Origin of the sequence: Isoptericola sp. S6320L, from assembly GCF_023015685.1 — a bacterium.
Taxonomy (GTDB): Bacteria; Actinomycetota; Actinomycetes; order Actinomycetales; family Cellulomonadaceae; genus Isoptericola; species Isoptericola halotolerans_A.
In genome coordinates, this window is the sequence record NZ_JALKAT010000035.1 from 20687 (window position 1) to 42321 (window position 21635).

Annotated in this window: 17 protein-coding genes and 1 pseudogene; 10 read left to right on the forward strand and 8 right to left on the reverse strand. The window is 73.2% G+C overall.

The window, feature by feature from the left end; all coding sequences use genetic code 11:
* Positions 1-49 precede the first annotated feature (49 nt).
* From MWU57_RS15305 to MWU57_RS15325, 5 genes are read left to right on the forward strand one after another with little or no spacing between them, the layout of a single operon-like run.
* The gene (locus tag MWU57_RS15305) at positions 50-1480 is read left to right on the forward strand and encodes a glutamate-1-semialdehyde 2,1-aminomutase (RefSeq protein WP_246910304.1); all 1431 of its coding nucleotides are present in this window, start codon (positions 50-52) and stop codon (positions 1478-1480) included.
* Positions 1477-2328 (forward strand): sugar phosphate nucleotidyltransferase, encoded by an 852-nt coding sequence (locus tag MWU57_RS15310; RefSeq protein WP_246910306.1) that lies wholly within the window; start codon positions 1477-1479, stop codon positions 2326-2328. Before MWU57_RS15305 ends, MWU57_RS15310 begins: the two co-directional genes overlap by 4 nt.
* Positions 2315-3535, forward strand: coding sequence for a polysaccharide pyruvyl transferase family protein (locus MWU57_RS15315; protein ID WP_246910308.1), 1221 nt, complete (start codon positions 2315-2317; stop codon positions 3533-3535). Before MWU57_RS15310 ends, MWU57_RS15315 begins: the two co-directional genes overlap by 14 nt.
* Entirely contained in the window at positions 3532-4167 is a 636-nt protein-coding gene (locus tag MWU57_RS15320) for a PIG-L deacetylase family protein (protein WP_246910311.1), read from the forward strand. The genes MWU57_RS15315 and MWU57_RS15320 overlap by 4 nt, the downstream gene beginning before the upstream one ends.
* Positions 4164-5075, forward strand: a complete 912-nt coding sequence (locus MWU57_RS15325) for a glycosyltransferase (RefSeq protein ID WP_246910312.1) — start codon at positions 4164-4166, stop codon at positions 5073-5075. Before MWU57_RS15320 ends, MWU57_RS15325 begins: the two co-directional genes overlap by 4 nt.
* Here the strand turns inward: MWU57_RS15325 and MWU57_RS15330 are convergent.
* Both MWU57_RS15330 and MWU57_RS15335 read right to left on the reverse strand, forming a co-directional pair.
* The gene (locus MWU57_RS15330; protein WP_246910315.1) at positions 5026-5961 is read right to left on the reverse strand and encodes a glycosyltransferase family A protein; all 936 of its coding nucleotides are present in this window, start codon (positions 5959-5961) and stop codon (positions 5026-5028) included. The two genes, MWU57_RS15325 and MWU57_RS15330, sit on opposite strands and share 50 nt — an antisense overlap.
* Positions 5958-7112 carry a glycosyltransferase family 4 protein gene (locus MWU57_RS15335; RefSeq protein ID WP_246910317.1) on the reverse strand — a complete coding sequence of 385 codons (1155 nt, stop codon included), beginning with the start codon at positions 7110-7112 and terminating at the stop codon, positions 5958-5960. Before MWU57_RS15335 ends, MWU57_RS15330 begins: the two co-directional genes overlap by 4 nt.
* Positions 7113-7351: 239 nt before the next feature.
* On the opposite strand from MWU57_RS15335, the gene MWU57_RS15340 reads away from it, so the two are divergent.
* Positions 7352-8524 (forward strand): polysaccharide pyruvyl transferase family protein, encoded by a 1173-nt coding sequence (locus tag MWU57_RS15340; protein ID WP_246910319.1) that lies wholly within the window; start codon positions 7352-7354, stop codon positions 8522-8524.
* On the forward strand, positions 8521-9954 hold the full coding sequence (locus MWU57_RS15345; protein ID WP_246910321.1) for a DUF4038 domain-containing protein: 1434 nt from the start codon (positions 8521-8523) through the stop codon (positions 9952-9954). Before MWU57_RS15340 ends, MWU57_RS15345 begins: the two co-directional genes overlap by 4 nt.
* 16 nt (positions 9955-9970) lie before the next feature.
* Here MWU57_RS15345 and MWU57_RS15350 read toward each other — a convergent pair whose 3' ends face one another.
* The 5 genes from MWU57_RS15350 to MWU57_RS15370 form a co-directional block, all read right to left on the reverse strand.
* Positions 9971-10894 carry a glycosyltransferase family A protein gene (locus MWU57_RS15350; protein ID WP_246910323.1) on the reverse strand — a complete coding sequence of 308 codons (924 nt, stop codon included), beginning with the start codon at positions 10892-10894 and terminating at the stop codon, positions 9971-9973.
* Positions 10894-11718, reverse strand: coding sequence for an ABC transporter permease (locus MWU57_RS15355; RefSeq protein ID WP_246910325.1), 825 nt, complete (start codon positions 11716-11718; stop codon positions 10894-10896). Before MWU57_RS15355 ends, MWU57_RS15350 begins: the two co-directional genes overlap by 1 nt.
* A 7-nt stretch (positions 11719-11725) precedes the next feature.
* Positions 11726-12940 carry a polysaccharide ABC transporter ATP-binding protein gene (locus tag MWU57_RS15360; RefSeq protein ID WP_246910327.1) on the reverse strand — a complete coding sequence of 405 codons (1215 nt, stop codon included), beginning with the start codon at positions 12938-12940 and terminating at the stop codon, positions 11726-11728.
* Between the two features lie 115 nt (positions 12941-13055).
* Positions 13056-14003, reverse strand: a complete 948-nt coding sequence (locus tag MWU57_RS15365) for a glycosyltransferase (RefSeq protein ID WP_246910329.1) — start codon at positions 14001-14003, stop codon at positions 13056-13058.
* Between the two features lies 1 nt (position 14004).
* A complete protein-coding gene (locus tag MWU57_RS15370; protein WP_246910332.1) occupies positions 14005-14844 on the reverse strand; it encodes a hypothetical protein in 840 nt (279 codons plus the stop codon).
* A 182-nt stretch (positions 14845-15026) separates the two neighbouring features.
* On the opposite strand from MWU57_RS15370, the gene MWU57_RS15375 reads away from it, so the two are divergent.
* From MWU57_RS15375 to MWU57_RS15385, 3 genes are all read left to right on the forward strand, one after another.
* Positions 15027-18305: a hypothetical protein gene (locus MWU57_RS15375; RefSeq protein WP_246910335.1), complete on the forward strand. Its 3279-nt coding sequence runs from the start codon at positions 15027-15029 to the stop codon at positions 18303-18305.
* A gap of 138 nt (positions 18306-18443) precedes the next feature.
* Positions 18444-19514, forward strand: a complete 1071-nt coding sequence (locus tag MWU57_RS15380) for a glycoside hydrolase family 99-like domain-containing protein (RefSeq protein WP_246910338.1) — start codon at positions 18444-18446, stop codon at positions 19512-19514.
* Positions 19511-20590: a glycosyltransferase family 4 protein gene (locus tag MWU57_RS15385; protein WP_246910341.1), complete on the forward strand. Its 1080-nt coding sequence runs from the start codon at positions 19511-19513 to the stop codon at positions 20588-20590. The genes MWU57_RS15380 and MWU57_RS15385 overlap by 4 nt, the downstream gene beginning before the upstream one ends.
* Positions 20591-20592: 2 nt before the next feature.
* On the opposite strand, the pseudogene MWU57_RS15390 reads toward MWU57_RS15385, so the two are convergent.
* Positions 20593-21635, reverse strand: a pseudogene (locus MWU57_RS15390) (hypothetical protein); the annotation flags it as partial.

Here is a 21635-nt window from a genome sequence, read left to right on the forward strand (position 1 = left end):
TTCGTGCACGAACAATGGTCTGGGAGAACGGGCGGACTGGAGGCCAACGATGGGTGCGACCCGCACGGCAAGTCCCCAGGAGATCTCCGGGCGTCTCACGCCGGCTCCGCGGCACACCACCTGGACAGGTTCTGCCGCCGCGCAGGAGCGGCTGCACCGCCTCGTCCCCGGTGGCGCGCACACCTACGCGCGCGGCTCCGACCAGTATCCCGAGGGGGTCGCACCGGTCCTGGTGCGCGGTGTCGGCGCGCGGGTGCAGGACGTCGACGGGAACTGGTACGTCGAGTACGGCATGGGCTTGCGCAGCGTCACGCTCGGCCACGGTTACCGGCCGGTGGTCGACGCCGTGACCCGCGCCGCCGTCGACGGTGTGAGCTTCTCGCGTCCCTCTGTCCGGGAGCTGGAGGCTGCGGAACGGTTCCTCGAGACGGTTCCCGGGGCGGACATGGTGAAGTTCGCCAAGAACGGCTCCGACGCGACGACGGCGGCTCTCAGGCTCGCCCGTGCTGCGACCGGCCGTGCGATGGTCGCGATCTGCAGCAGCCAGCCGTTCTTCTCCGTCGACGACTGGTTCATCTCCACCACCGGGATGGACGCCGGCATCCCCGGCGCCGGGCGCGACCTCACCGTCGGGTTCGCCTACAACGACCTCGACTCGCTGCGCCGGGTCCTCGAGGAGCACCGCGGGCAGGTGGCCGCCGTGTTCCTCGAAGCGGCGACCGGGGGCGCCGAGCCCGCCCCGGGCTTCCTCGAGGGCGTGCGCGGTCTCGCCACCGAGCACGGCGCCGTCATGGTCCTCGACGAGATGATCACCGGGATGCGCTGGCACGCCGGTGGCGCCCAGCAGGTGTACGGCGTCATCCCCGACCTGTCGACGTGGGGCAAGGCGCTCGGCAACGGGTTCGCCGTCTCCGCCCTGGCCGGCAAGCGCGACCTGATGGAGCTCGGGGGCCTCGACACCGCGCGCCCCCGCGTGTTCCTGCTGTCGACGACGCACGGCGCGGAGACGACCGGGCTCGCCGCCTACCTCGCCGTCTCGGACGCCTACGCCGAGCACGACGTCGTCGGCATCATGGAACGTCAGGGCGAGCGGCTGCGCCGCGGGGTCGAGGAGGTCGCGGCCGCCGCCGGCGTCGCCGACCACGTGACCGTCGGCGGCCGGGCGTCCTGCCTCGTCTTCGGCACCCGGGACCCGCAGGGCGAACCCAGCCAGGCCTTCCGGGCGTTGTTCCTGCAGGAGCTGCTCCGCCACGGCGTGCTGGGGCAGTCGTTCGTCGTCTCCGCCGCGCACACCGACGACGACGTCGACCTCACGGTCGAGGCCGTGGCACGGGCCTGCGTCGTCTACGCCAAGGCTCTCGACAACGGCACCACCGACGGGTTCCTCCGGGGCCGGCCGGTGGCGCCCGCACTACGCACGCACGCCGCACCACGTCGCCTGCCTGACCTGGGGGCGCCGACCCAGGAGGTCAAGCCATGAAGGTCGTCCTGTTCTGCGGGGGGCTGGGGATGCGCATGCGGTCCGGCCACGACTCGCTCCCCAAGCCGATGATGCCGATCGGTTCGCGCCCGGTGCTGTGGCACATCATGAAGTACTACGCGCACTTCGGGCACACGGAGTTCGTCCTGGCCCTCGGCTACGGCGCGAACGCCGTGAAGGACTACTTCCTCGACTACCAGGAGACGCACTCCAACGACTTCGTCCTGACCAAGGGCGGCGAGCAGATCGAGCTGCTCGGCAGCGACATCAGCGAGTGGCGCATCACGTTCGTCGACACCGGCATGGACACCGCGATCGGTGAACGACTGCGTCGTGTGCGGCGCTACCTCGACGACGACGAGGTGTTCCTGGCCAACTACGGGGACGTGCTCACCGACGCGCCGATGGACACGATCGTCGACGACTTCCTGCAGACCGACGCCGTCGGCTCGTTGATGGCCGTCGCGCCCCAGGACTCGTTCCACGTGGTGCGCTTCGAGCCCGACGGCACCATGCAGGACCTCGAGCCGGTGGCCGGTATGAGCATGTGCATCAACGGTGGCTACTTCGTGCTGCGTCAGGGCATCTTCGACTACCTGAACGAGGGCGAGGACCTCGTGATGGACGCGTGCGTCCGGGCCGCTCGCGACGGACGCTTCCGCGTCCACCCGCACGAGGGCTTCTGGGCCCCGATGGACACGCTCAAGGAGCGGTCCGCGCTGGACGAGATGAACCGTGTCGGCAACCGGCCGTGGGCCGTCTGGGACGCAGGGACGCAGCACCAGGTGCGCAGGGTGCCCGAGGTCGACGTCCCCGACGTCGTGGGGCACGTCCGTGCGAGCGCCTGAGGGGACGACGGCGGGACGCGGCACACCGAGCGCCGACCGACGGCGTCGGGTCGGGCTGCTCGGGCAGTTCGGTATCGGCAACCTCGGGAACGAGGCGTCCCTCGACGCGATGCTCACGGTGCTGGCCGGGTCGGCCGATCTGACGATCCTCACCGAGGAGCCCGACGCCGTCCACGCGGCCCGCGGCCTCCCCGCGGTGTCCCTCACCGATCCGGGGGCGCCCCGCGGGGGCTGGCGCGGCGTCGTCGGCAAGGGGCGAGACCTCCGGTGGGCCCGGCACCAGGTCGGTGAGGTCGACGCGGTGGTGGTTCCCGGCACCGGGCTCCTGGAAGGGTCGGCGGTGCGGGCCACCGCCGTTCCCCTGACCGTGTTCTGGTACGCCCTGTGCGCCCGGCTGCGTCGGCGCCCGTTCCACGTGCTCTCCGTCGGCGTCGACACCGGCGGGTCGTGGCTGACCCGGCAGCTCTTCGCCGCGGTGGTGCGCAGCGCCACCATCGTCACGGTGCGGGACGGGGGATCCGCCGCGTGCGTGCAGGAGCTGACCAGGCGGCGTCCGCCGGTCGTCCCCGACCTGGTGCTGGCCGACGACCCCGCGGCAGCGCCGTCCGCCGGGTCGGGCCCCCCGTGCGTGGCGATCGGAGTGATCGACACGCACGGCACGGGGACCGTCGAGGCCTCCTGGGACCGCGACGCCTACCTCCGGCGCATGGGGGAGCTGATCGGGCGGGTGCTGGCGGCGGGCGCCGAGGTGCGGGTCGTCGGAGGTGCGGGCCTCGACGACGCGATGGCCGCCGAGGTGGTCGCGCAGGCCGCCGACCCCCGTGCGGTGCTGGCCCCGGCGAGGTCGATGCAGGCGCTGGACGGCGTGCTCAGCGCCTGCGACGTCGTGGTGGCGTCCCGGTACCACAACCTCGTCGCGGGGCTCCGGCTCGGTGTGCCGCTGGTCTCGATCGGCTATGCGGAGAAGCAGAGGTGGCTCCTGACCGACCTGGGCGCCGCGGACCGCGCCCACGACGTCGCCGACTTCGATCCTGAGACCGTGGCCGACCAGGTCGTCGACCTCCTGGGACGCAGCACCTCCGGGCGCGGGACCGCAGGTGCCGCCTGGCTCGGACGTGCCCGCGCCGCCCTCGGTCGGCAGGCCGACGGCCTGCGCGCCGACCTCGGGCTGGAGCCCGTCGCCCATCAGGAGGAAGCCCGCCGATGATCGAGCTGCACCCCGGGTCCGGACCGCTGCACGTGGTCGGACTCGCCGCGCACCCGGACGACCTGGAGATCGCCTGCGGGGGAACGTTGATCCGGCTGTCCGGCAGGCCGGGGGCGACGGCGTCCTTCCTGACCATGACCGGCACGCAGGACCGCGAGGCCGAGGCCCGGCGTGCGGCGTCCGAGGTCTGGCCGGGCGCCGACGCACGGTTCGCCCGGCTGCCCGACGGTCGGCTCCCTCAGCACTGGGGCGCGGTCAAGGACGCGCTGCACGCCTTCGCGGACGCGTGTCCGGCGCCGGACCTGGTGCTGGCCCCCCGGAGCGACGACGCCCACCAGGACCACCGCCTGATCGGCGAGCTGGTCACCACCGTCTGGCGGGACGCCGTGGTGCTGCACTACGAGATCCCGAAGTGGGACGGCGATCTCGGCAGGACGTCGGCGTACGTCCCGCTGGACGAGGAGACGGTGCAGCGCAAGCTCGAGATCCTGGACGCCTGCTACCCGTCCCAGGTCCACCACGACTGGTGGGACCACGCGACGTTCGAGGGTCTGATGCGGATGCGGGGCGTGGAGTGCCGCTCCCGGTTCGCGGAGGCCTTCGCTCTGCACAAGGCGGTGCTCGGGCTGTGACGCGGCCGCCGGTGGTGACCGTCGGGGTGCCCGTCTGGAACGGCGCGCGCTACCTGGAAGAGGCGTTGACCGCGCTGCGGGATCAAGACCTGGACGAGATCGAGGTCGTGGTCGCCGACAACGGGTCCACCGACGCGACCCTCGAGATCGCGCAGGAGCTCGCGGCCGCCGACGAGCGCTTCACGGTGGTGACCAGCCCGGTCAATCGTGGGGTCACCTGGAACTTCAACCGGCTGGTCGACCTGGCACGGGCACCGTTGTTCATGTGGAACGCGGCGGACGACGTCGTCCAGCCGGGCCACCTCCGCGCCTGCAAGGAGGCTCTCGAGGCGCACCCCGAGGCCACCATCGCCTTCTCGAGAGTCGTCCTCATCGGCGCCGACGGGGAGCGGCTCGGCGAGCGCGACGACGAGAACCTCGACTTCCTCTCGCTCGCTCCCGCGGATCGCGTGCGACTCTTCTTCCGACGCGAGGTCTACCAGGCGATCGGCTACGGCGGGGTCTTCCGTACCGAGGCGTTGCGGGCGATGGGCAAGCATCCGGACTACTACGGTGGCGACATGGCGCTCGCCGTGCGCATGGCGTTGCGTGCTCCGTGGGTGCAGGTGCCGGAGCAGCTCTTCTGGGCCCGCAACCACGACGAGCAGACCAACAAGCTGCAGGCGTCGGACCCGGTCCGTCAGGTCCAGGCGTATCGCACGCACCGGCGCCCCGTCGCGTTCCCGCAGTGGTACCTCAACCATCGGTTGCTGGCCGAGGCCGTCCGGGCTCCGCTCGACGTCCGGCAACGGTCGCGGGCCGCCGGTGTGGTGCTCCGCGACTGGACGATCAAGAACTGGCGGTTCTTCCCCTACGACGTCAAGCGGAACGTGCAGCGGCTGGCTCGCGGCCGCGGTGGAGCCGCCTGACCAGCCACTGGCCGGGTGCGCCGGGCGCGAACCGCAGCGCCCAGACGAGCTCCCGGACGGCGGTGACAGGCCTGCCCGCCGCTGCCGCCGCCTTCGCCGCCCGCGCCGCCGACCAGGCCGCGTACCGGTCGTTCGCTCTCTGCGACTCGTCGAGGGCGTCCACCAGCTCGTCCTGACCGTGGCGGAGCGCCACCGTGCGCCGGTCGCCCACGACGTCGCGGATCGCCGCGGCGAGCGCACGGTGACGGCCGGTCGCGTTGTCGCCGTGACGGCGGTAGGAGACCAGCGATCCGTCGCCGACCCGGGCGACCGGGCCGCGGGCGGCGAGACGGAGCACCAGGTCCAGGTCCTCGGCCAGGCGCCGGGACTCGTCGAACCCGTCGACGGCGCGGAAGGCGTCGGCCCGGACCACCGAGTTCGGCAGCATCACGCCCGTCCGGCGCCGGAAGACGTCGGCGGTCGTCGTGACCGCCGCCTGGTCGGGCGGGGCGATCTCGCGCCCGTCGGCGTCGATGCTCCGCATGCGGCAGTACGTCAGGACGAGCCCCGGGTCGGCTCGCATCGCCTCCGCGTGCGCGGCGAGCCGCTCGGGTTCCCACACGTCGTCGTCGTCGAGGAATGCCAGGAGCGTGCCCCGCGCCTCCCGTGCGCCGGCGTTGCGTGCCGCGGACGGCCCCGTCCCGGGCGTGCGGAGCAGCCGGGTGCCGGCAGGCGCCCGGGGCAGCAGGCCGGCGTCCAGAGGTCGGGGGCTGCCGTCGTCGACGACGACGAGCTCGACCTCCCGCAGGGTCTGGTGCGCCACCGACCGGAGCGCCGCCTCGAGGAACGGGTTGTCCGGTCCGCGGTTGGTGGCCAGGACGACCGCGACGACGGGCGCGGAGATCATGCGGTCACCTGCCCGTCCAGGCGGGCAGCGAGGAGGGCGTCGAGCTCGGCGGACACGACCGACCAGGGCCGTTCGGCCGCCCGACGGCGCGCACGGTCCTGCTCCGCGGCGAGCCGGTCGGGGCTGTCGGCCAGCACCTGCAGCGCGTCGGCGAGGGCGCGGGGGTCCCCGGGCGGGACCAGCGTGCCGCCGTCGGCGACGGCTTCGGGGATCCCGCCGGTGCGGGAGGCGACGACGGCGGCTCCCGCGGCCATGCCCTCGAGCACGGTGAGGGCGAACGGCTCGGGCCACACGGACGGCACGACGACCACGTCCGTGGTGGCGAGCTGGTCCGCGACAGCTTCCCGGGGGAGGAACGGACGGATGGTGACGCGGTCGCGCAGACCCTCGGCCGCGGCGCGCACGCGTCGTTCGTAGGGCGTCAGGGGATCCGTCGCGGAGAACCCGGAGCTGCCGACGATCGTCACGTGGACGTCGTCGCGATCCATCAGCGCGACGGCCTCGAGCAGGACGTCCGGCCCCTTGGCCGCGATGGTCCGCCCGACGAACGTGACCTCGAGGGGCGCGGAGGCATCGCGGCGTCCGGGCCGGAACACGGTGCCGTCCACCCCGTTGCGGACGACCGCGACGCGGTCGCGCAGGGCGGGGGGCAGGCGGCGCCGCGTGCGCTCTGCCAGGAAGTCGCTCACGCACACGACGGCGGTCACACCGCCCAGGGTCCGTGCCGCCTCGCGTGGCGAGTATGTCCGCAGCAGCTCGTTGTGGGCGTAGAGGACGACCGCGTGACGGGTGGTGTCGACGAGCGGCACGGCCTGCGGCGCGTTGTGCAGGACGACGACGGAAGGGGGCCACTCGTCCTGGTCGTGGAGCGCAGCCGCCCAGGGCCGGGACGAGGCACGCCGCACCCCGAGCGCTCCGCGCAGCGGGTCGAGCCGCCGATCCCAGCGGCCGGGCTCCGTGCCAGGGAGGTACTCGACGACGTCCGCGCTGGTGTAGCGGTCGGGGTAGGTGCCGCGAGCCACGAGCACCGTGGGCTCCGTGCCGGCGGGTGCGTGTGCGCTCAGCCCGTGCACGACCGTCGGGACGGCGCTGCCCGTCCGGGGCGAGTAGTGGTCGCCCGGGGTGATCACATGGATCAGGCGACGTTCCATGTCAGGTCCCGTCAGGAGGGTTCTTGGCGATCGTACCGACGCGCTCCCCGGCCGGACCGCGGGGCGCGGGGTGAAGTTCCGCCGTGCGGGATGGGTGAACTCCCCTCGAACGGCTTCACCCCGTGGCCGGGGCGGCGCAGACTGTGAGCGGACGGACGACGGAGGAGGTCGGGGTGGGGCATCGGAGGACCTCCGGTACGCCGGACGCCGAGGCACGGCGAACGACGACGCGAACCCCGGTGCGGCGGGTCGCGCTCTTCGGCGAGACCGGGATCGGCAACTTCGGCAACGAGGCGTCCCTCGTGGCCGGGATCCACCTGCTCGAGGGCACCGGGGCCCAGCCGGTCGCCGTGGCGCAGCGGTGCGCGGACGTCGTCGCCGAGCACGGCATCGAGGCGGTGGACATCCGGCGTCCCGGACCGTTGCGGCACGGGTTCACCAGCCTGACGGGTCGCTTCGCCGACGTCCTGCACCTGGGCGCCGTCGTGCGGTCGGTCGACGCCGTGATCGTGCCCGGGACGGGGATCTTCGAGGGACGCGGGGTGCGGCCACGAGGCATCCCCTTCTCCCTGTTCTGGTTGGCGGCGTGGTCGCGCTGGTGGCGTCGTCCGCTGCTGCTGCTCAGCGTGGGGGTCGACGACGCGGGGACCCGGGGCGTGAACTGGTTCTTCGCGCGGGTGCTCGCCTGGTCCGACCTGGTGACGGTGCGCGACGAGGAGTCGGCGCGCGCGGTGGCGGCTCTCGGCGTGCGACGCGAGGTGCTGGTCGTGCCGGACCTCGTGCTCGGGCGAGAGCCGGTGAACGCCCCCACGCCTCCAGACGGCGCCCGGACGGACCCGCTCGTGGCGGTCGGGGTCATGGACTGGGGCGGCACCGAACGGGACGCGGACCGTGAGGTGTACACCGGTCGGAGCGTCGCCCTGGTCCGCGCCCTGCTGGACGCAGGGATCCGGGTCCGGGTCGTGATCGGCGAGGACCTGGACGACCGGGTGGCCGCCGAGGTGGTCCGCCGCGTCCGCGCCGCGGACCCGGGCGCCGCCGTCGAGCAGGGTGCGGGACGCACGGTGGAGGAGGTCGCACGCTCCCTCGCAGGCTGCCACGCCGTCGTCGCGGCCCGCTACCACAACCTGGTCGCCGCGGTGAGCGAGGGTGTTCCCGTCGTCGCCACCGGCTACAGCCACAAGCAGTCCTCCCTCGTGGCGTCCTACGGCCCGGCCGACCGGGCGCACGACCGGGACACCTACGACGCGGCGGAGATCGTGACCCAGGTCCGCGAGATCCTCCGGGACCACCCGGCCGAGTCGGCGCGGGTGCGGGACGTGGCGGCCCGGGATCGGCTCGCCGTCCGGGACCAGGACGCCCGGGTCCGGACCTGGCTGGGGCTCCGGGCGCCCGACCAGGTCGTCGCATGAGCCGGCCGGTCAGGGTCCTGGTCGTGGCGCTCGCCGTGGTCCTGGCCGTCGCCGCGGGAGCCGTGGTGTACAGCGCCCTGCGGCCGTCCACCCCCACGCAGGACGGATGGAACGAGCAGCCGCCGGCGGCCGGTGCACCCGTGCGGCCGGTGGCGCCGTCGACGGCAGGCGCCGCCGCGGACGGCACGCCGCGACTGGTCACGGGTGTCGCGGACGGCGGTCGCTACTTCGTCGACCAGGACGGCCGGCCGATCCTCGTCCGCGGTGACGCCCCGTGGTCGATGCTCGTGGACCTGCACCCCGAGGAGGCGGAGACGTATCTGTCCACCCGGTCGGAGCAGGGTTTCAACGCCCTCGTCGTCTCGCTCCTGGGCAACCCCGCGAACGGCGGGGTGACGGGTGACGGCGCGACCGTGGACGGCGTCCTGCCGTTCGTCGACGGCGACGTCACGCGCTGGAACGCGCCCTACTGGGACCGGGCGCACGCGACCGTGGCACGCGCCGCCGAGCTGGGCCTGACGGTGCTGCTCTACCCGGTGGACAGCTGGACCATCGACGAGCCGTTCGGCTCGCCGTCGGCCGACACGTGCCACCGGTACGGCGAGATGGTCGGCGCGTGGGCCGCGGACCTGCCGAACGTGCTGTGGATGGCGGGAGGCGACTACACCCCCGTCCCGGAGACGGACCAGTGCTTCGAGGCGGTCCAGGAGGGCATCCGTTCCACCGGTGACAGCCGCCCCTTCTCGGCCCAGCTGATCTCGGTGCGTTTCGCCGGCCAGGACCCCCACTGGGACCCGCTCGTGGACTGGGACTTCGTGTACACCTATCAGCCCGTCCACGGGGCGGTGCGCGAGGCCTACGACTCGCCACCGGTCCGTCCCGCCCTGCTCGCGGAGTCGAACTACGAGGGGGAGAACAACACCGGTGGCGAGCCCACGACGACGGAGACGCTCCGGCGCCAGGTGCTGTGGGCCATCACGTCGGGGTCGCCGGGGGACGTCTACGGCAGCGACGACTGGGAGTTCCTGCCCGGCTGGCAGGACCGGCTGCGCTCCGAAGGCGCCGACCAGATCGCCAGGATCCGCGACGTCGTGGCCTCGCTGCCGTGGTGGACGCTCGTCCCCGACTCGGGTGAGCTGCTGACCGGTGGCGCCGGTGGCGGCGACGAGGCCTCGGACCAGCTCGAGAGCGACCTCGCGACGGCCGCCGTCAGCCCGGACGGTGATCTCGCGCTCGTCTACGTGCCGACCGCCCGGACCGTCACGCTCGACCTCGGCCGCCTGGTGGACGGCGCGCGGGCCTGGTGGGTGGACCCGACGACCGGCGAGGAGACGCCCGTCGAGCTGGAGGAGTCGATGGCGACCCCGGGCACGAACGCCGCCGGGGAGCAGGACTGGTTGCTCGTGCTGGGCTCCCACGCCGTCGGCTGACCGCCGGCGAGAGGTGTCAGGAGGCGGCAGGGCGACGCAGCCGGTTGCCGACGCGTCGTGTGACCTCGCGGACGGCGACCGGCGCGTCGAGCCGCACCGCGCGCGTGAACATGCGCCCTGCCCCGACGACCTGTCCCCGGCGTAGCCGGTCGAGGCCGACCCCCACCGAGTCCGCGGAGTCCCGGGCGTCCAGCGCATCGAGGTTGGCCCGCACGTCCTCGAGCACGCCGGGGTCCGGGTGGTGCTCGGCGCCCCAGAGCTGCATGCCGATCATCCGCCGTGACGCGTCGTGGAGCTCGGTCGGGAGCACCCGGGTGACGTTCTGCTCGTGACGCCGGTACAGGGTCAGCACCTCGGGGACAGCGACCATCCGCGAGTACTGGAGCATCCGGAAGGTGAGGTCCGTGTCCTCCGCGTAGTGCAGTGCCGGGTTGAACCCGCCGACGCGCAGGAAGTCCGTCCGTCGGTACATGACCGAGACGACGTTGGGGAACGGGTACCGGCCGGCCAGCAGGTCGCGGCGGGTCTCGCCGGCGGCGACGAACAGCGGCTCGCCCCGCTGCCCCCGGGAGTCGATGAAGTCGACCGAGGAGTACGCGGCACCGGCGTCCGGTGCCGCGTCGAGCGCGGTCACGAACCGCTCGAGCCGGTCCGGGAGCCAGACGTCGTCGTCGTCCAGGAACGTGAGGAACTCGCCGCGTGCCAGCGCGGCGCCGTGGTTGAGCGGGATCGAGACGCCGTGACCGGCCTCCGCCACGACCTCGGCCCCGGGCACGGCGGACACGGCGTCCCGCACCCCGTCCGGATCGGGCGAGCCGTTGTCCATGACGATCAGCTCCCAGTCCGGGAAGGACTGGTCCTTCAGGCTCTGCAGAGCCTCGGGCAGGTACGGGGACACGCGGTTGGTCGACATGACCACGGTGACCCGGCGGGCGACCATCAGATCACGTCCGCGAACTCGCGCTCCCGCTGCTGGAACACCAGCAGGCCTCCGGCGAGCGCCAGCGCGGACACCGCGATCAGTCCGGCGATCTGCCACAGGGGCGGTGCCGGCGTCCCGAGCATGGACCACCGGAAGCACTCCATGAGCCAGGTCAGCGGGTTCGCCGCGAACAGCCAGGAGAGGTTCGCCGGCACGGCGTCGAGCGAGTACGCCACCGGCGTGGCGTACATCAGGACCTGGACCAGCCACGGCAGCACGTAGGTGACGTCGCGGTACTTCACCATCACGGCGGACGCGGCCAGGCCCAGCCCGGACCCGAACGTGACGGCGCACACCGTCCACAGCGGGAGACCGAGGAGCGCCCACCCCGGGTTCACGCCGTAGACGACCAGCAGCACACCGAGCATCACGAGGGACACGCAGAAGTCGAGCATCACCGACAAGGACGTCGACAGCGGGACGACCACCCGGGGGAAGAACACCTTGGACACCAGCGCCTGGTTCGCCACCAGCGAGGGGGCGGCGCGCGTCAGGACGCCGGAGAACACTGTCCACGCCGTGGTGCCGGCGAAGGCGAAGAGCAGGTACGGCACACCGCCGGTCGGGAGGCCTGCGACCCGCCCGAAGACGATCGCGAAGATGCCCGCCGTGACGAGCGGCTGCAGCACCACCCAGGCGATGCCGATCGCCGTCTGCCGGTAGCGGAGCACCACGTCGCGGATGCCGAACCGGTAGAAGATCTCGCGGGCCTCCCACACCTCGCGCCAGCGCGGCATGTTGAGCCGCCCGGGCGGGGTGATGACGATCCTCGGTGCACTCATGCCGGTCTCACCAGGCCTCGTAGTCGAAGTCGGCGAAGACCGCGCCCAGCTCGACGCCCTCGTCCATCACCAGGTCGGGGTACGGCAGGTGCGGGAGCACCTCGAACGCTGCTGCCCCGCGCCACCCGTCGAACACCCCGTTCTGGCACACGAACGCGTCGATCGTGTAGGTGCCCGGCTTGAGCCAGAGGTTCTTGATCCGCAGCTCACCGCTGCGGGGCTCGGAGGGGTCGAACCACTGGCTCACCAGTCGGGAGTCGCACTGCGCCACCACGGCGCCCTGGTGGTCGACGATGTGGCAGGAGACGAAGTACTTGCCCACGATCTCGGGGTTCGCGCCGACGGCGAAGGTCACGACCGTGTCGTCGACCGGGTCGCGCACCTCGGTGGTGTCGACTCGCTCCAGCCGGATCTCGCCCGTGCCGGGCCGGTGCTTCGCCTCGACCTGCCGCGCCCGCCAGTCGTCGAAGCTGTCGCGGTACGCCGTCATGACGTCGTCCACCGAACCGGTCTGGACGAGGCGCCCGCGGTCGATGAACATGGCGGAGGTGCACAGCGCGGTGACCGTCTGCATCTGGTGGCTGACGTAGAGCACGGCGCGGCCGTCCTTGGCGACGTCGCGCATCTTGTCCAGGGACTTGCGCTGGAACTCGGCGTCGCCGACGGCGAGCACCTCGTCGATGGCGAGGATCTCCGTCTCGAGGTGTGCCGCCACCGCGAAGGCCAGACGGACGTACATCCCCGACGAGAACCGCTTGACCGGCGTCTCGAGGAACTTCTCGATGCCGGAGAACCGGACGATGTCGTCGAAGCGGCGCCGGATCTCGCTGCGCCCCATACCCAGCAGCGAGCCGTTGAGGAAGATGTTCTCGCGACCGGTGAGCTCCGGGTGGAACCCGGTGCCGACCTCGAGCAGGCTGCCCACGCGACCGCCGAGCTCGACCCGTCCGGTCGTCGGTGCGGTGATGCGGGTGAGGATCTTCAGCAGCGTGCTCTTGCCGGCGCCGTTCCGCCCGACGATCCCCACCGCCTCGCCCCAGGGGATGTCGAACGACATGTCGTGCAGGGCCTCGAACGTCTCGAACTCGCGCCGGTGGAACGGATCCTTGGCGCGCGCCACCAACGCCTCGGTGAGGCGGTCGTGGGAGCGCCCCGAGGTGGCGATGCGGTAGGACTTGCCCACACCGCGCGCCACGATCGCCGAGCCGGCCAGTGGTTGCACAGGTGAACCGTAGACAGGAGTGGGGAAGGTCTGGAACGGCGGGAACGGGTGAATCTGTCGCTGCGGCGCCCGGGTGGGGGTGAAACCTCGACCGGCCGACCGGACGGTCGCCGGTCTAGCCCCGGGACCAGCGCCGTGCTCGCCGCTCGAGGCGCGACGGTGCGCGGCCGTACCGGCGGCGCACCTGCGCCAGGGCGACCGCTACGAGGATCCGTCCGGTGCGCAGGCCGGCCCGCGGTCCCCGCTCTCGGGCGTCCCGGACCGGCGACGGCAGGACCCGCGTCCGGAGCAGCCGCCGGCGTTGCCGGGCCGGCAGCCAGGTCCTGGCGAACAGGAGGAGGTTGCGCAGGTAGTAGTAGGTGCCCAGGTATGCGTAGGCGCCGGTGAAGGACCTCGAGACGCCGTGGCGCACACGGGAGCGCGGGACCACCCGCAGGGCGACGCCGCGGCGCCGGGCCCGCATGCTCCAGTCCGAGTCCTCGAAGTTGAGGAAGTACCGGTCGTCGAACAGCCCGACGTCCCGCCAGGTGGTGGCGGACGCCGTGACGCAGCAGCCGGCCAGGAGGTCGACGGCGTAGGGCTCGCCGTCCACCTCGCGACCCGCCGCGACGGCCTCCGCCGTCGTCATGTGCCGGGGCAGCCCGTCGTCGGGGTCCAGGAGACCGCCCTCGAACCAGGCGCGGTCGGGGTCGTCCTGGTACAGGACACGGGGGCTCACCGCGGTGGCGCCGCCGGCGGCGACGGCCACCAGCTCGTCGAGCGCGCCGGCCTCGACCAGGGTGTCGTTGTTCAGCACCGTGACGACGTCGTACCCGGAGCTCAGCCCGCGGGCGAGCCCGGCGTTCATCCCGCCGGAGTAGCCCAGGTTCGTCCCCGTCTGCATCGTCATGACGTCCGGCCACTCGCCCCGCACCTTGTCGAGGACCCCGTCAAACGACCCGTTGTCGATGACCAGCAGGTCGTGACCCGGGCATCCCTGGACCACGGAGTCGACGCACGCCAGGGTGTCGTCCGCCCCGTGGAACGACAGGACCACGACGAGGCTGCGGACGGTCCGCGGCATGTCAGTCGGCCACCCGTCTCAGGCGTGGCCACAGCTCGCTCACGAGCGGGTGGAAGTTCCGCAGGAGCCGCCAGGTCGCCGGGGTGGGCAGCCACACCGCGACGTAGTAGCGGTAGCGGCGGATGTCGTTCGCGTGGCCCCAGGAGCGGACCTTCGCCAGGATCTCGCGCGGGGACCGCCCCCAGGAGTTGTGCACGATGCTCTCGAACTGGGCCGGCAGCTCCTCGCGGATCTCGCCCGGCTCCGGCGCTCGGGCCGACTGCAGCGAGGTGTCACCGGGAACGATCAGGCGCAGGAACTCGCCGCCGGTCCGGCGGGTGGACGTCAGGGGAACCGACGGTCGCACGAGGACCGGGCCGGGATACTCGAGGTGCGGTGCGCCGTCGGGACGCACCACCTCGAACCGGGCACGCCGGGTGCGCCGGAAGACCACCCGCATCGGAAGCTCGACGGCGTCGACGTCGCGGGCGTCGGCGCGGTCCATCGCGTGGACGAGCGGGCCCGGTGAGGGGAGCAGCTCGTCGCCGTCGAGCTGGACCACCCAGTCCACGTCGGGCATGGCATCGACGGCCGCCTGGCGCTGGCGTGTCTCGGCGCCGAGGGGGTCCTGGGGGTCGATCCAGCTCCCGCGGACGAAGCGTGCGATCCCGCGCGTGTCGACGGTGCGGACGATGTCCACGCACTCGTCGACGGGCAGCGGACGTCCGGTCCAGCCGCGGCCGTCCTGCGGTACGGGGACGACGAGGTCGTCGAGCAGCGGGTAGTAGACCGAGAGCGTGCGTTCGAGCCAGGTGGGGTCCCCGGGCAGGACGTACGCGCCCACACGACGCGAGCTGCTCATCCCCGACCTCCTCTCGTCCGACGTCTGCGCAGGTGGCCGTCACCCTGGTTCATCATGGCCGCTCGCCCCCGTGCGGGAACACAGGAGGTCCCCGTTCCGCCCGGGTGAACTCTCGGGAAGACCTCGCCGGGGCGCGCTCCTCGCGCATAGCGTGGCCGGTGTCGGAGATGGCGGGAGGCGCCGTGAGACGACACGTCGTGGTGGCCCTGGTCCTCCTGGTGGTGTGCGCGGTGGTCGTGACGACCGTCGTCCTGCGTACCCAGGAAGTGGGACCGCGCCCGGTCGGTCCTGCGGCCGCCGGACCGGCCGTCGAGGTGCCCGCCGTCGAGGTGGTCACGGGCGAGACGCCCGTGTGCGGCATCCCGGACCTCGCGCAGGTCGTGGACGGCGGCGTCGACGCCACGACGCTGCCGGGATGGCGGACCGTCGTCGACGACGTGCTCCCGGCCGCCGGGGAGCTCGTCACCCTTCGGGTGCACCGCGGCACGGCCTTCGTGCTGTCGCGGGACGAGGCCACGTACACCGTCGCCCGCTACGACGTCGACGACGGGAGCCCGCAGGGCGAGACCGTCGTCGAGCTGCGGTGGGACCCGGCCCACGAGCTCTTCGGCGTCAGCTCGTTCGAGGTGGACGACGACGGCGCGGTGTACCTCGTGGACCCCCTCATGGGGCGCCGCGACCTGCTCAAGATCGCTCCGGACGGCAGCGAACGGTGGCGGGTCCCGCTGCCCCCCGGGGACCAGAGCACCGGTGCCGTCACCGACCTGGCCGGTGCCACGGTGGCCTGGGACGACCCGGACGACGGGCGGGTCGTCGGGGTGGGGGACGCCGGCGCCGTCCTGCACCGCGTGACGGCAGACGGCGAACGGTTGGACCCCGTGGACGTCGACGGGTCGGTGCTGGGTGCGCTGGACGACGGCGCGGTGGCCTACCGTGCCGACGGCCCGCAGGGCCGCAGCCTCACCGTCGCCTCCCCGGACGGAGAGGTCGAGGCGCGCGTCGGCGCACCCGCACCGGTGGACCGTCCGGTCGGCGTGCCGAGCCTGCCGTGGACGGACGCGACCGGCGTCGCGACCGCGCCGGACGGCGGTCTGCTGCTGGCCGAGCCGGGCACCGGGCTGCACCGGTTCGGCACCGACGGCGTGCGGCACGGATCCTGGCCGGCCACCGGCACCGACGTCGACCACCCGTTCTCGCCGTGGGACCGCACCCCCGTGCTGCACCACGGCGGCGACTACTACCTGCTCACGCACGGGCGAGGAGGAACCGTCTCGCTCACCGCGATCAGTGACGACCGGATGGCCTACGGGCTGCGCGACCCCGTCGAGATCAACGCCGGCACCGAGTCCCGGGTGGCCACGCTCGGTCTCGGCGCCGGCCTGCTCGTCGACCGCCCCTTCGCGGTCTTCGGCGCGGGGGAGACGCCTCGCGTGGTCGCCGCCTTCGATCCCGCGTGGGGTGCGCACGCCGACCGGTACCGGCTGCGCTACCAGGTGCGCGGCGACCCCCGGGTGCCCGACCCCGTCGTCGGGGACGTCCGGGTCACGGACCTGCCGGCCGGCGGTGGTGAGCTGGAGCTGGAGCTGCCGCCCGCGCGTCCCGGCGTGTACGAGGTCGACGCCGCGCTGCTGGACACGGACGACGTGCCCGTGTCGGGGACCTGCCTGCGCTACACGGTGACGCCACCGGGCAGCAGGCTCGACCCGTCGGCGCTCGCCGACGGCGCGGACTGGGGCGGTGCGGCACCCCTGCGCGGGGTGCAGCTCGCGGACCAGCTCGGCGTCGGCTCCCACCGGGTGCAGCTGGACCTCGGCGCGCTCGTGCCGGACCCGACGGCGACCCCCGACCCGGCGGCGATCGTCTGGGACGCCCTGCCCGGTGCCGGGCTGCACGCCCAGGACGGCGAGATCGTCGATCCGTTCGCCGAGCTCGCGACCGCCGCTCGTCTGGCCGAGCGCACGGGGGTCCGGCTCGTCGTCCAGGTGGGGCAGGGCAGCGAGGCGGATCGTGCCGCCGTCGACGCCGGGACGTGGCGCGGCTGGGTGGAGGCCGTCGTCGACGGCGTGCGCGAGGGCGCCCCCGGGATCACCGCCTGGCAGCCGTGGAACGAGCCGAACAACACCGGCTACGAGGATCCCGCCCCCTACGAGCGGGAAGTCGGCGCCCCGTTCGCCGAGGCCGTGCGCGCCGCCGACCCGGAGGCCGTCGTCGTCGGGGGCAACACGCTCGGTCTCGCGCCGGACTGGTGGCGCGGGCTGGTGGACGCGGGCGGGTGCTCGTCGATGGACGCCGTGGGGATCCATCCCTACACCGGGTTCAACCGGTCCTGGGAGGAGGAAGGGTTCTCGCGTCCCGGTGCCGAGCTGGACGAGCTGCGCGAGATCCTCGCCGTCTGCGACGAGCTGCCCTGGTGGGACACGGAGTCCGGCTGGTGGTCGGACGGCGTCGTCAACTTCTGGGCGTCCGGGTGGGACGTGGCTCGCAAGCTGTGGTGGTACGAGATCGAGGACGTCGCCGAGTGGACCTACTTCTTCAGCGAGGGCGGGTTCGGGGAGAACGGCGTCTCGTGGTCCCTGGTGCAGCACGACGCCTACGTCAAGCCCGCCGGGGCGGCGATGGCGGCCACCGCGCCCCTGGTGGAGCGCTACGACGCCGCGACGGCGGTGGAGACCGGCGTGCCCGGCGTGCACGCCGTGCGGGCGGTCGCCGACGACGGCGCCTCGGTGCTGGCGCTGTGGTCGGAGGACCTGAGCACGTCCGTCGTCGTCACGCCCGGTGACGGTTCCGCCGGCGGCGTCGAGGTGGTGCGCCGCGACGTCTACGGGGCCGAGGCGCCGCTGGACGTCCCCGCGGACGGCACGGAGGTACCCGTGAACGGCAGCCCCGTGGCGCTGCTCGTGCCCGTGGGGGAGTCGCTCGCGGTGCGGCCCGCCGAGCCGTTCGGCGACGACGTCCTCGCGGGGGCCGCCGTGACGGCGTCCTCCACCCACCCGGACGCCGGGGACCCGACGACGGTCACCTCGGGCACCTTCGCCGTCCGCGACCCGTGGCGGTCCGGCCGGCTCGACGACGGTTCGGTGGACCCCGCGCCCTCGGTGACCGTCGAGACGGACGCTCCCGTCGAGGTGAACCGCATCGCCGTCGCCACGGCCGGCATCCGGTGCTGCACCGCGGGCCTGCGGCACTACACCGTGGAGGTCCGGACGCCGGACGGCGACTGGCGGGAGATTCCCGCGCCGACGGACCAGCTGTGGGACCGGGTGGCCCTCCTGCGCACCGATCCGGTGGAGATCACCGCCGTGCGGGTGAGCGTCCCGTGGACACGGATCCGCGGCCACCGCGTGCTCGACGTCAACTACACCGGTGTGCTCGGCGGCCCCCCGCAGCCGTTCATGGGCGTGGCCACGGAGAGCGACTGGCTCGTCGCGGTGAGCGCCGTCCAGGCGTGGGCGCCGCCCTGACCCGACCGTCCGGCGGGGTGCCATGGGTGAAGTTCCCGCTCTGGGCCGCCGACCGGGGTGAAAAGCCTCGTGAAGCGTTGAGCGGCCGTGATCGGCGGTCGAGACTGGGGGAGGCCAGGCTGGGGGGAGGAGCAAGTCATGACGGCGACGCGCGCGGTGGCGTTCTACCTGCCGCAGTTCCACCCCGTCCCCGAGAACGACGCATGGTGGGGGCGGGGCTTCACCGAGTGGACCAACGTGGCGCGGGCGCGTCGCCTCTACCCGGGGCACGTGCAGCCGGTCGTGCCGGCCGACCTGGGGTTCTACGACCTGCGGGTGCCGGAGGCGCGCGCCGCGCAGTCCGAGCTCGCCCGCTCCTACGGCGTCGAGGCGTTCGCCTACTGGCACTACTGGTTCGGGAACGGCCGGCGCATCCTGGAACGGCCCTTCGCCGAGGTGCTCGACTCCGGCAGCCCTGACCTGTCGTTCTGCCTCGCCTGGGCCAACCAGACGTGGAGCGGCATCTGGCACGGCGACGCCGACCGTGTCCTGGTGCGTCAGGAGTACCCGGGGGACGAGGACCACGCCGCCCACTTCGAGACCGTCCTGCCGGCCTTCCGCGACCCGCGCTACCTGCGCGTCGGGGGACGGCCCGTCTTCTACGTGTTCCGTCCCGAGGAGCTGCCGGACGCCGCGCGCTTCGTGGACCTGTGGCAGTCGATGGCTCGCCGCGCGGGCCTGGAGGGCCTCTACCTGGTGGCCGAGATGAGCGACCTCTTCGGTACCGGCGTGCGCTACGACCGGGTCAAGGAGGACGGCTTCGACGCCGGCGTGTACATGCGGATGCCGGCCGGCACCTCACGGCTGGACATGCTGCGCATGCGGGCCTTCCGGAAGGTCGCCGGAGGCCCGCAGGTCCACCCGTACTCCACGGCGTGGGCCGAGCAGAACCGGACCGGCGACCTGATCCAGCCGTGCGTCTACCCCAACTGGGACAACACGCCGCGCTCGGGACGCCGCGGCGTCGTGCTCCACGGGGCGACGCCGGAGGGGTTCCGGGCGAACGTGCGCCAGGCCGCCGCGTCGGTGGCGCACCGTCCGGCGGACGAACAGCTGCTCTGGGTCAAGTCGTGGAACGAGTGGGCCGAGGGCAACCACCTCGAACCGGACCTGCGGCACGGGCACGGCTGGCTGGAGGCCCTGCGCGACGGCCTGAGGGACGCGGCGTGACCGCGCCGGCGGGCCGGGTGGCGAGCGAGGAGCACGCGCCGGACCGCCCGCTCCGGATCGCGATGATCTCCTACTACCTGCCCAGCAGCAGCAAGCAGGGCATCGGCTACCAGGTGCACGAGCTCGCCACCGAGCTCGTGCGACGCGGCCATCACGTCGACGTGATCAGCGAGTGCCCTCCGGTGCCGGGCGCCGTCTACGGGCACCGACACGTCGAGCTGAGCGGGTCCCTGCGGACGTTCAGGTTCGCGACGGCGGTGCGGCGCCTCGACCTGTCGGGCTACGACGTCGTGCACGCCCACGGTGACGACTACTGGATGTGGCGCCGCAGGACCGGGCGGCACGTGCGCACGCTGCACGGCTCCTGCTTCGAGGAGGCGCGGCGCATCCGCGGCGCCAAGGAGCGCACCCGCATGGTGCTGCTCGGCCTGTCGGAGGTGCTGGCGAGCGTCGTCGCCGACCGGACCGTCGTCGTCTCGCCCGGCACGCGCCGCTGGTACCCGTGGGTGCGCGACGTCGTGCCGAACGGGGTGGACCTGCAGCGGTTCCGGCCGCAACCGGACGCGCGGGCCGCCCACCCCGTGGTGCTCTTCGTCGGGGCGTGGCACGGACGCAAGAACGGTGACGAGCTCGCGCGCCAGTTCGTCGCGCACGTCCGCAGCCGGCACCCCGACGCCGAGCTGTGGATGGTCTCGCGCGACGTCCCCGAGGACGCCGGTCCGGGTGTCCGGTCGCTGGGTGCGCTCGACGACGCGGCGCTCGCCGACGCCTACCGACGTGCCTGGGTGTTCTGCCTGCCGTCGGACTACGAGGGCTTCGGCATCCCGTACGTCGAGGCCATGGCCAGCGGGCTGCCCGTGGTCGCCACCGCGAACGTCGGTGCCCGCTACGTCAGCGCCGAGGGACGTGCCGCTCTGCTCACGCCCCTCGACGGCGTCGGCGTCGCGCTCGCCGACCTCCTGGCGGACGACGTCCGCCGGGAGGCGCTCGCCGAGGCCGGCGCGGCGCGTGCCCAGGAGTACTCGCTCCGCCGCGTCGTCGACCGCTACGAAGAGCTCTACCGCGGGGCCGTCTGACCTCAGGGGAGCGGCTGCGGCGTGCAGTTCGACAGCGCCACCTGGAACGTGGTCGGCGTGTCGGGCGTCTCGATCAGCACCCCGTCCTCCGGCGCGACCAGGTCGATCGTGTAGGTGTCGCCCGGGCCGAGATAGGTCGATCGCCACACGTCGGTCCCGCGCTCCCACTCGACGACCAGCACGTCGCCGTCCAGGACCAGGATCTCGCAGCCGTCCGCCCAGGACCCCATGTACGGGTAGATCACCTCGCCGTCCAGAGACTTCACGATGCGCTCGTTCGACCCCTCCCGGGCGTTGTCGGGGTAGGCCGCCCAATCGGGCCACGCCACGGCTCCGCCCACCCAGGGCGACCAGCCATCGTCCTCGCAGCCCGGATAGTCCGTGCAGTGCCACAGCGCCAGCGTCGACTCCATGACGACCGCGCCGGCCGGGACGGACGGCGTGGGTTCGGGCTCGGGGGACGGTTCCGGGTCCGGGGTGGGAGCGTCGCCGGGTACGACGGCGAAGGTGAACGACGCACCGTCGTTCTGGAGGGAGACGACCTCGCCGGCTCGCAGCCCGGAGATCGAGTGCTGCTCGCCCGCCGCCAGATCCGCGATCTTGCGGTGGGTCCCGGTGGGCGTGCCGGCGTAGAGCGCGGCCGAACCGCTGGCGACGGTGACGGTGTCGCCGTTGGCCGACTCGGCCGGCAGGTAGATCGCGGCGGACGTCGTGTACCCGTGCCGCGTCGACTGCGCACCCGTGGACTCGGGCCAGGTCGCGGCGTTGCCGGCGAGCTGCTGCCCCCACGGGCACGGGCTGCCCGTGCACGTCCACGTCACCGGCTGGGAGGGCGTGGCCGCAGGGTCCGTCGGGGTCGGCGTCGGCGTGGGGGTCGGCGTCGGGGTGAGTGTCGGCGTCGGGGTGGGCTCGTCGCTGGGCTCGGGTGACGGTGAGGGCGTCGGCGTCGGCGTCGGCGTCGGGGTGGGTTCGCCACCGTCGGTGAGGGTGTAGGCGAAGGTGTTGTTGTCGTTCTGGACGGAGACGACGTGGCTGTCGGGCAGGT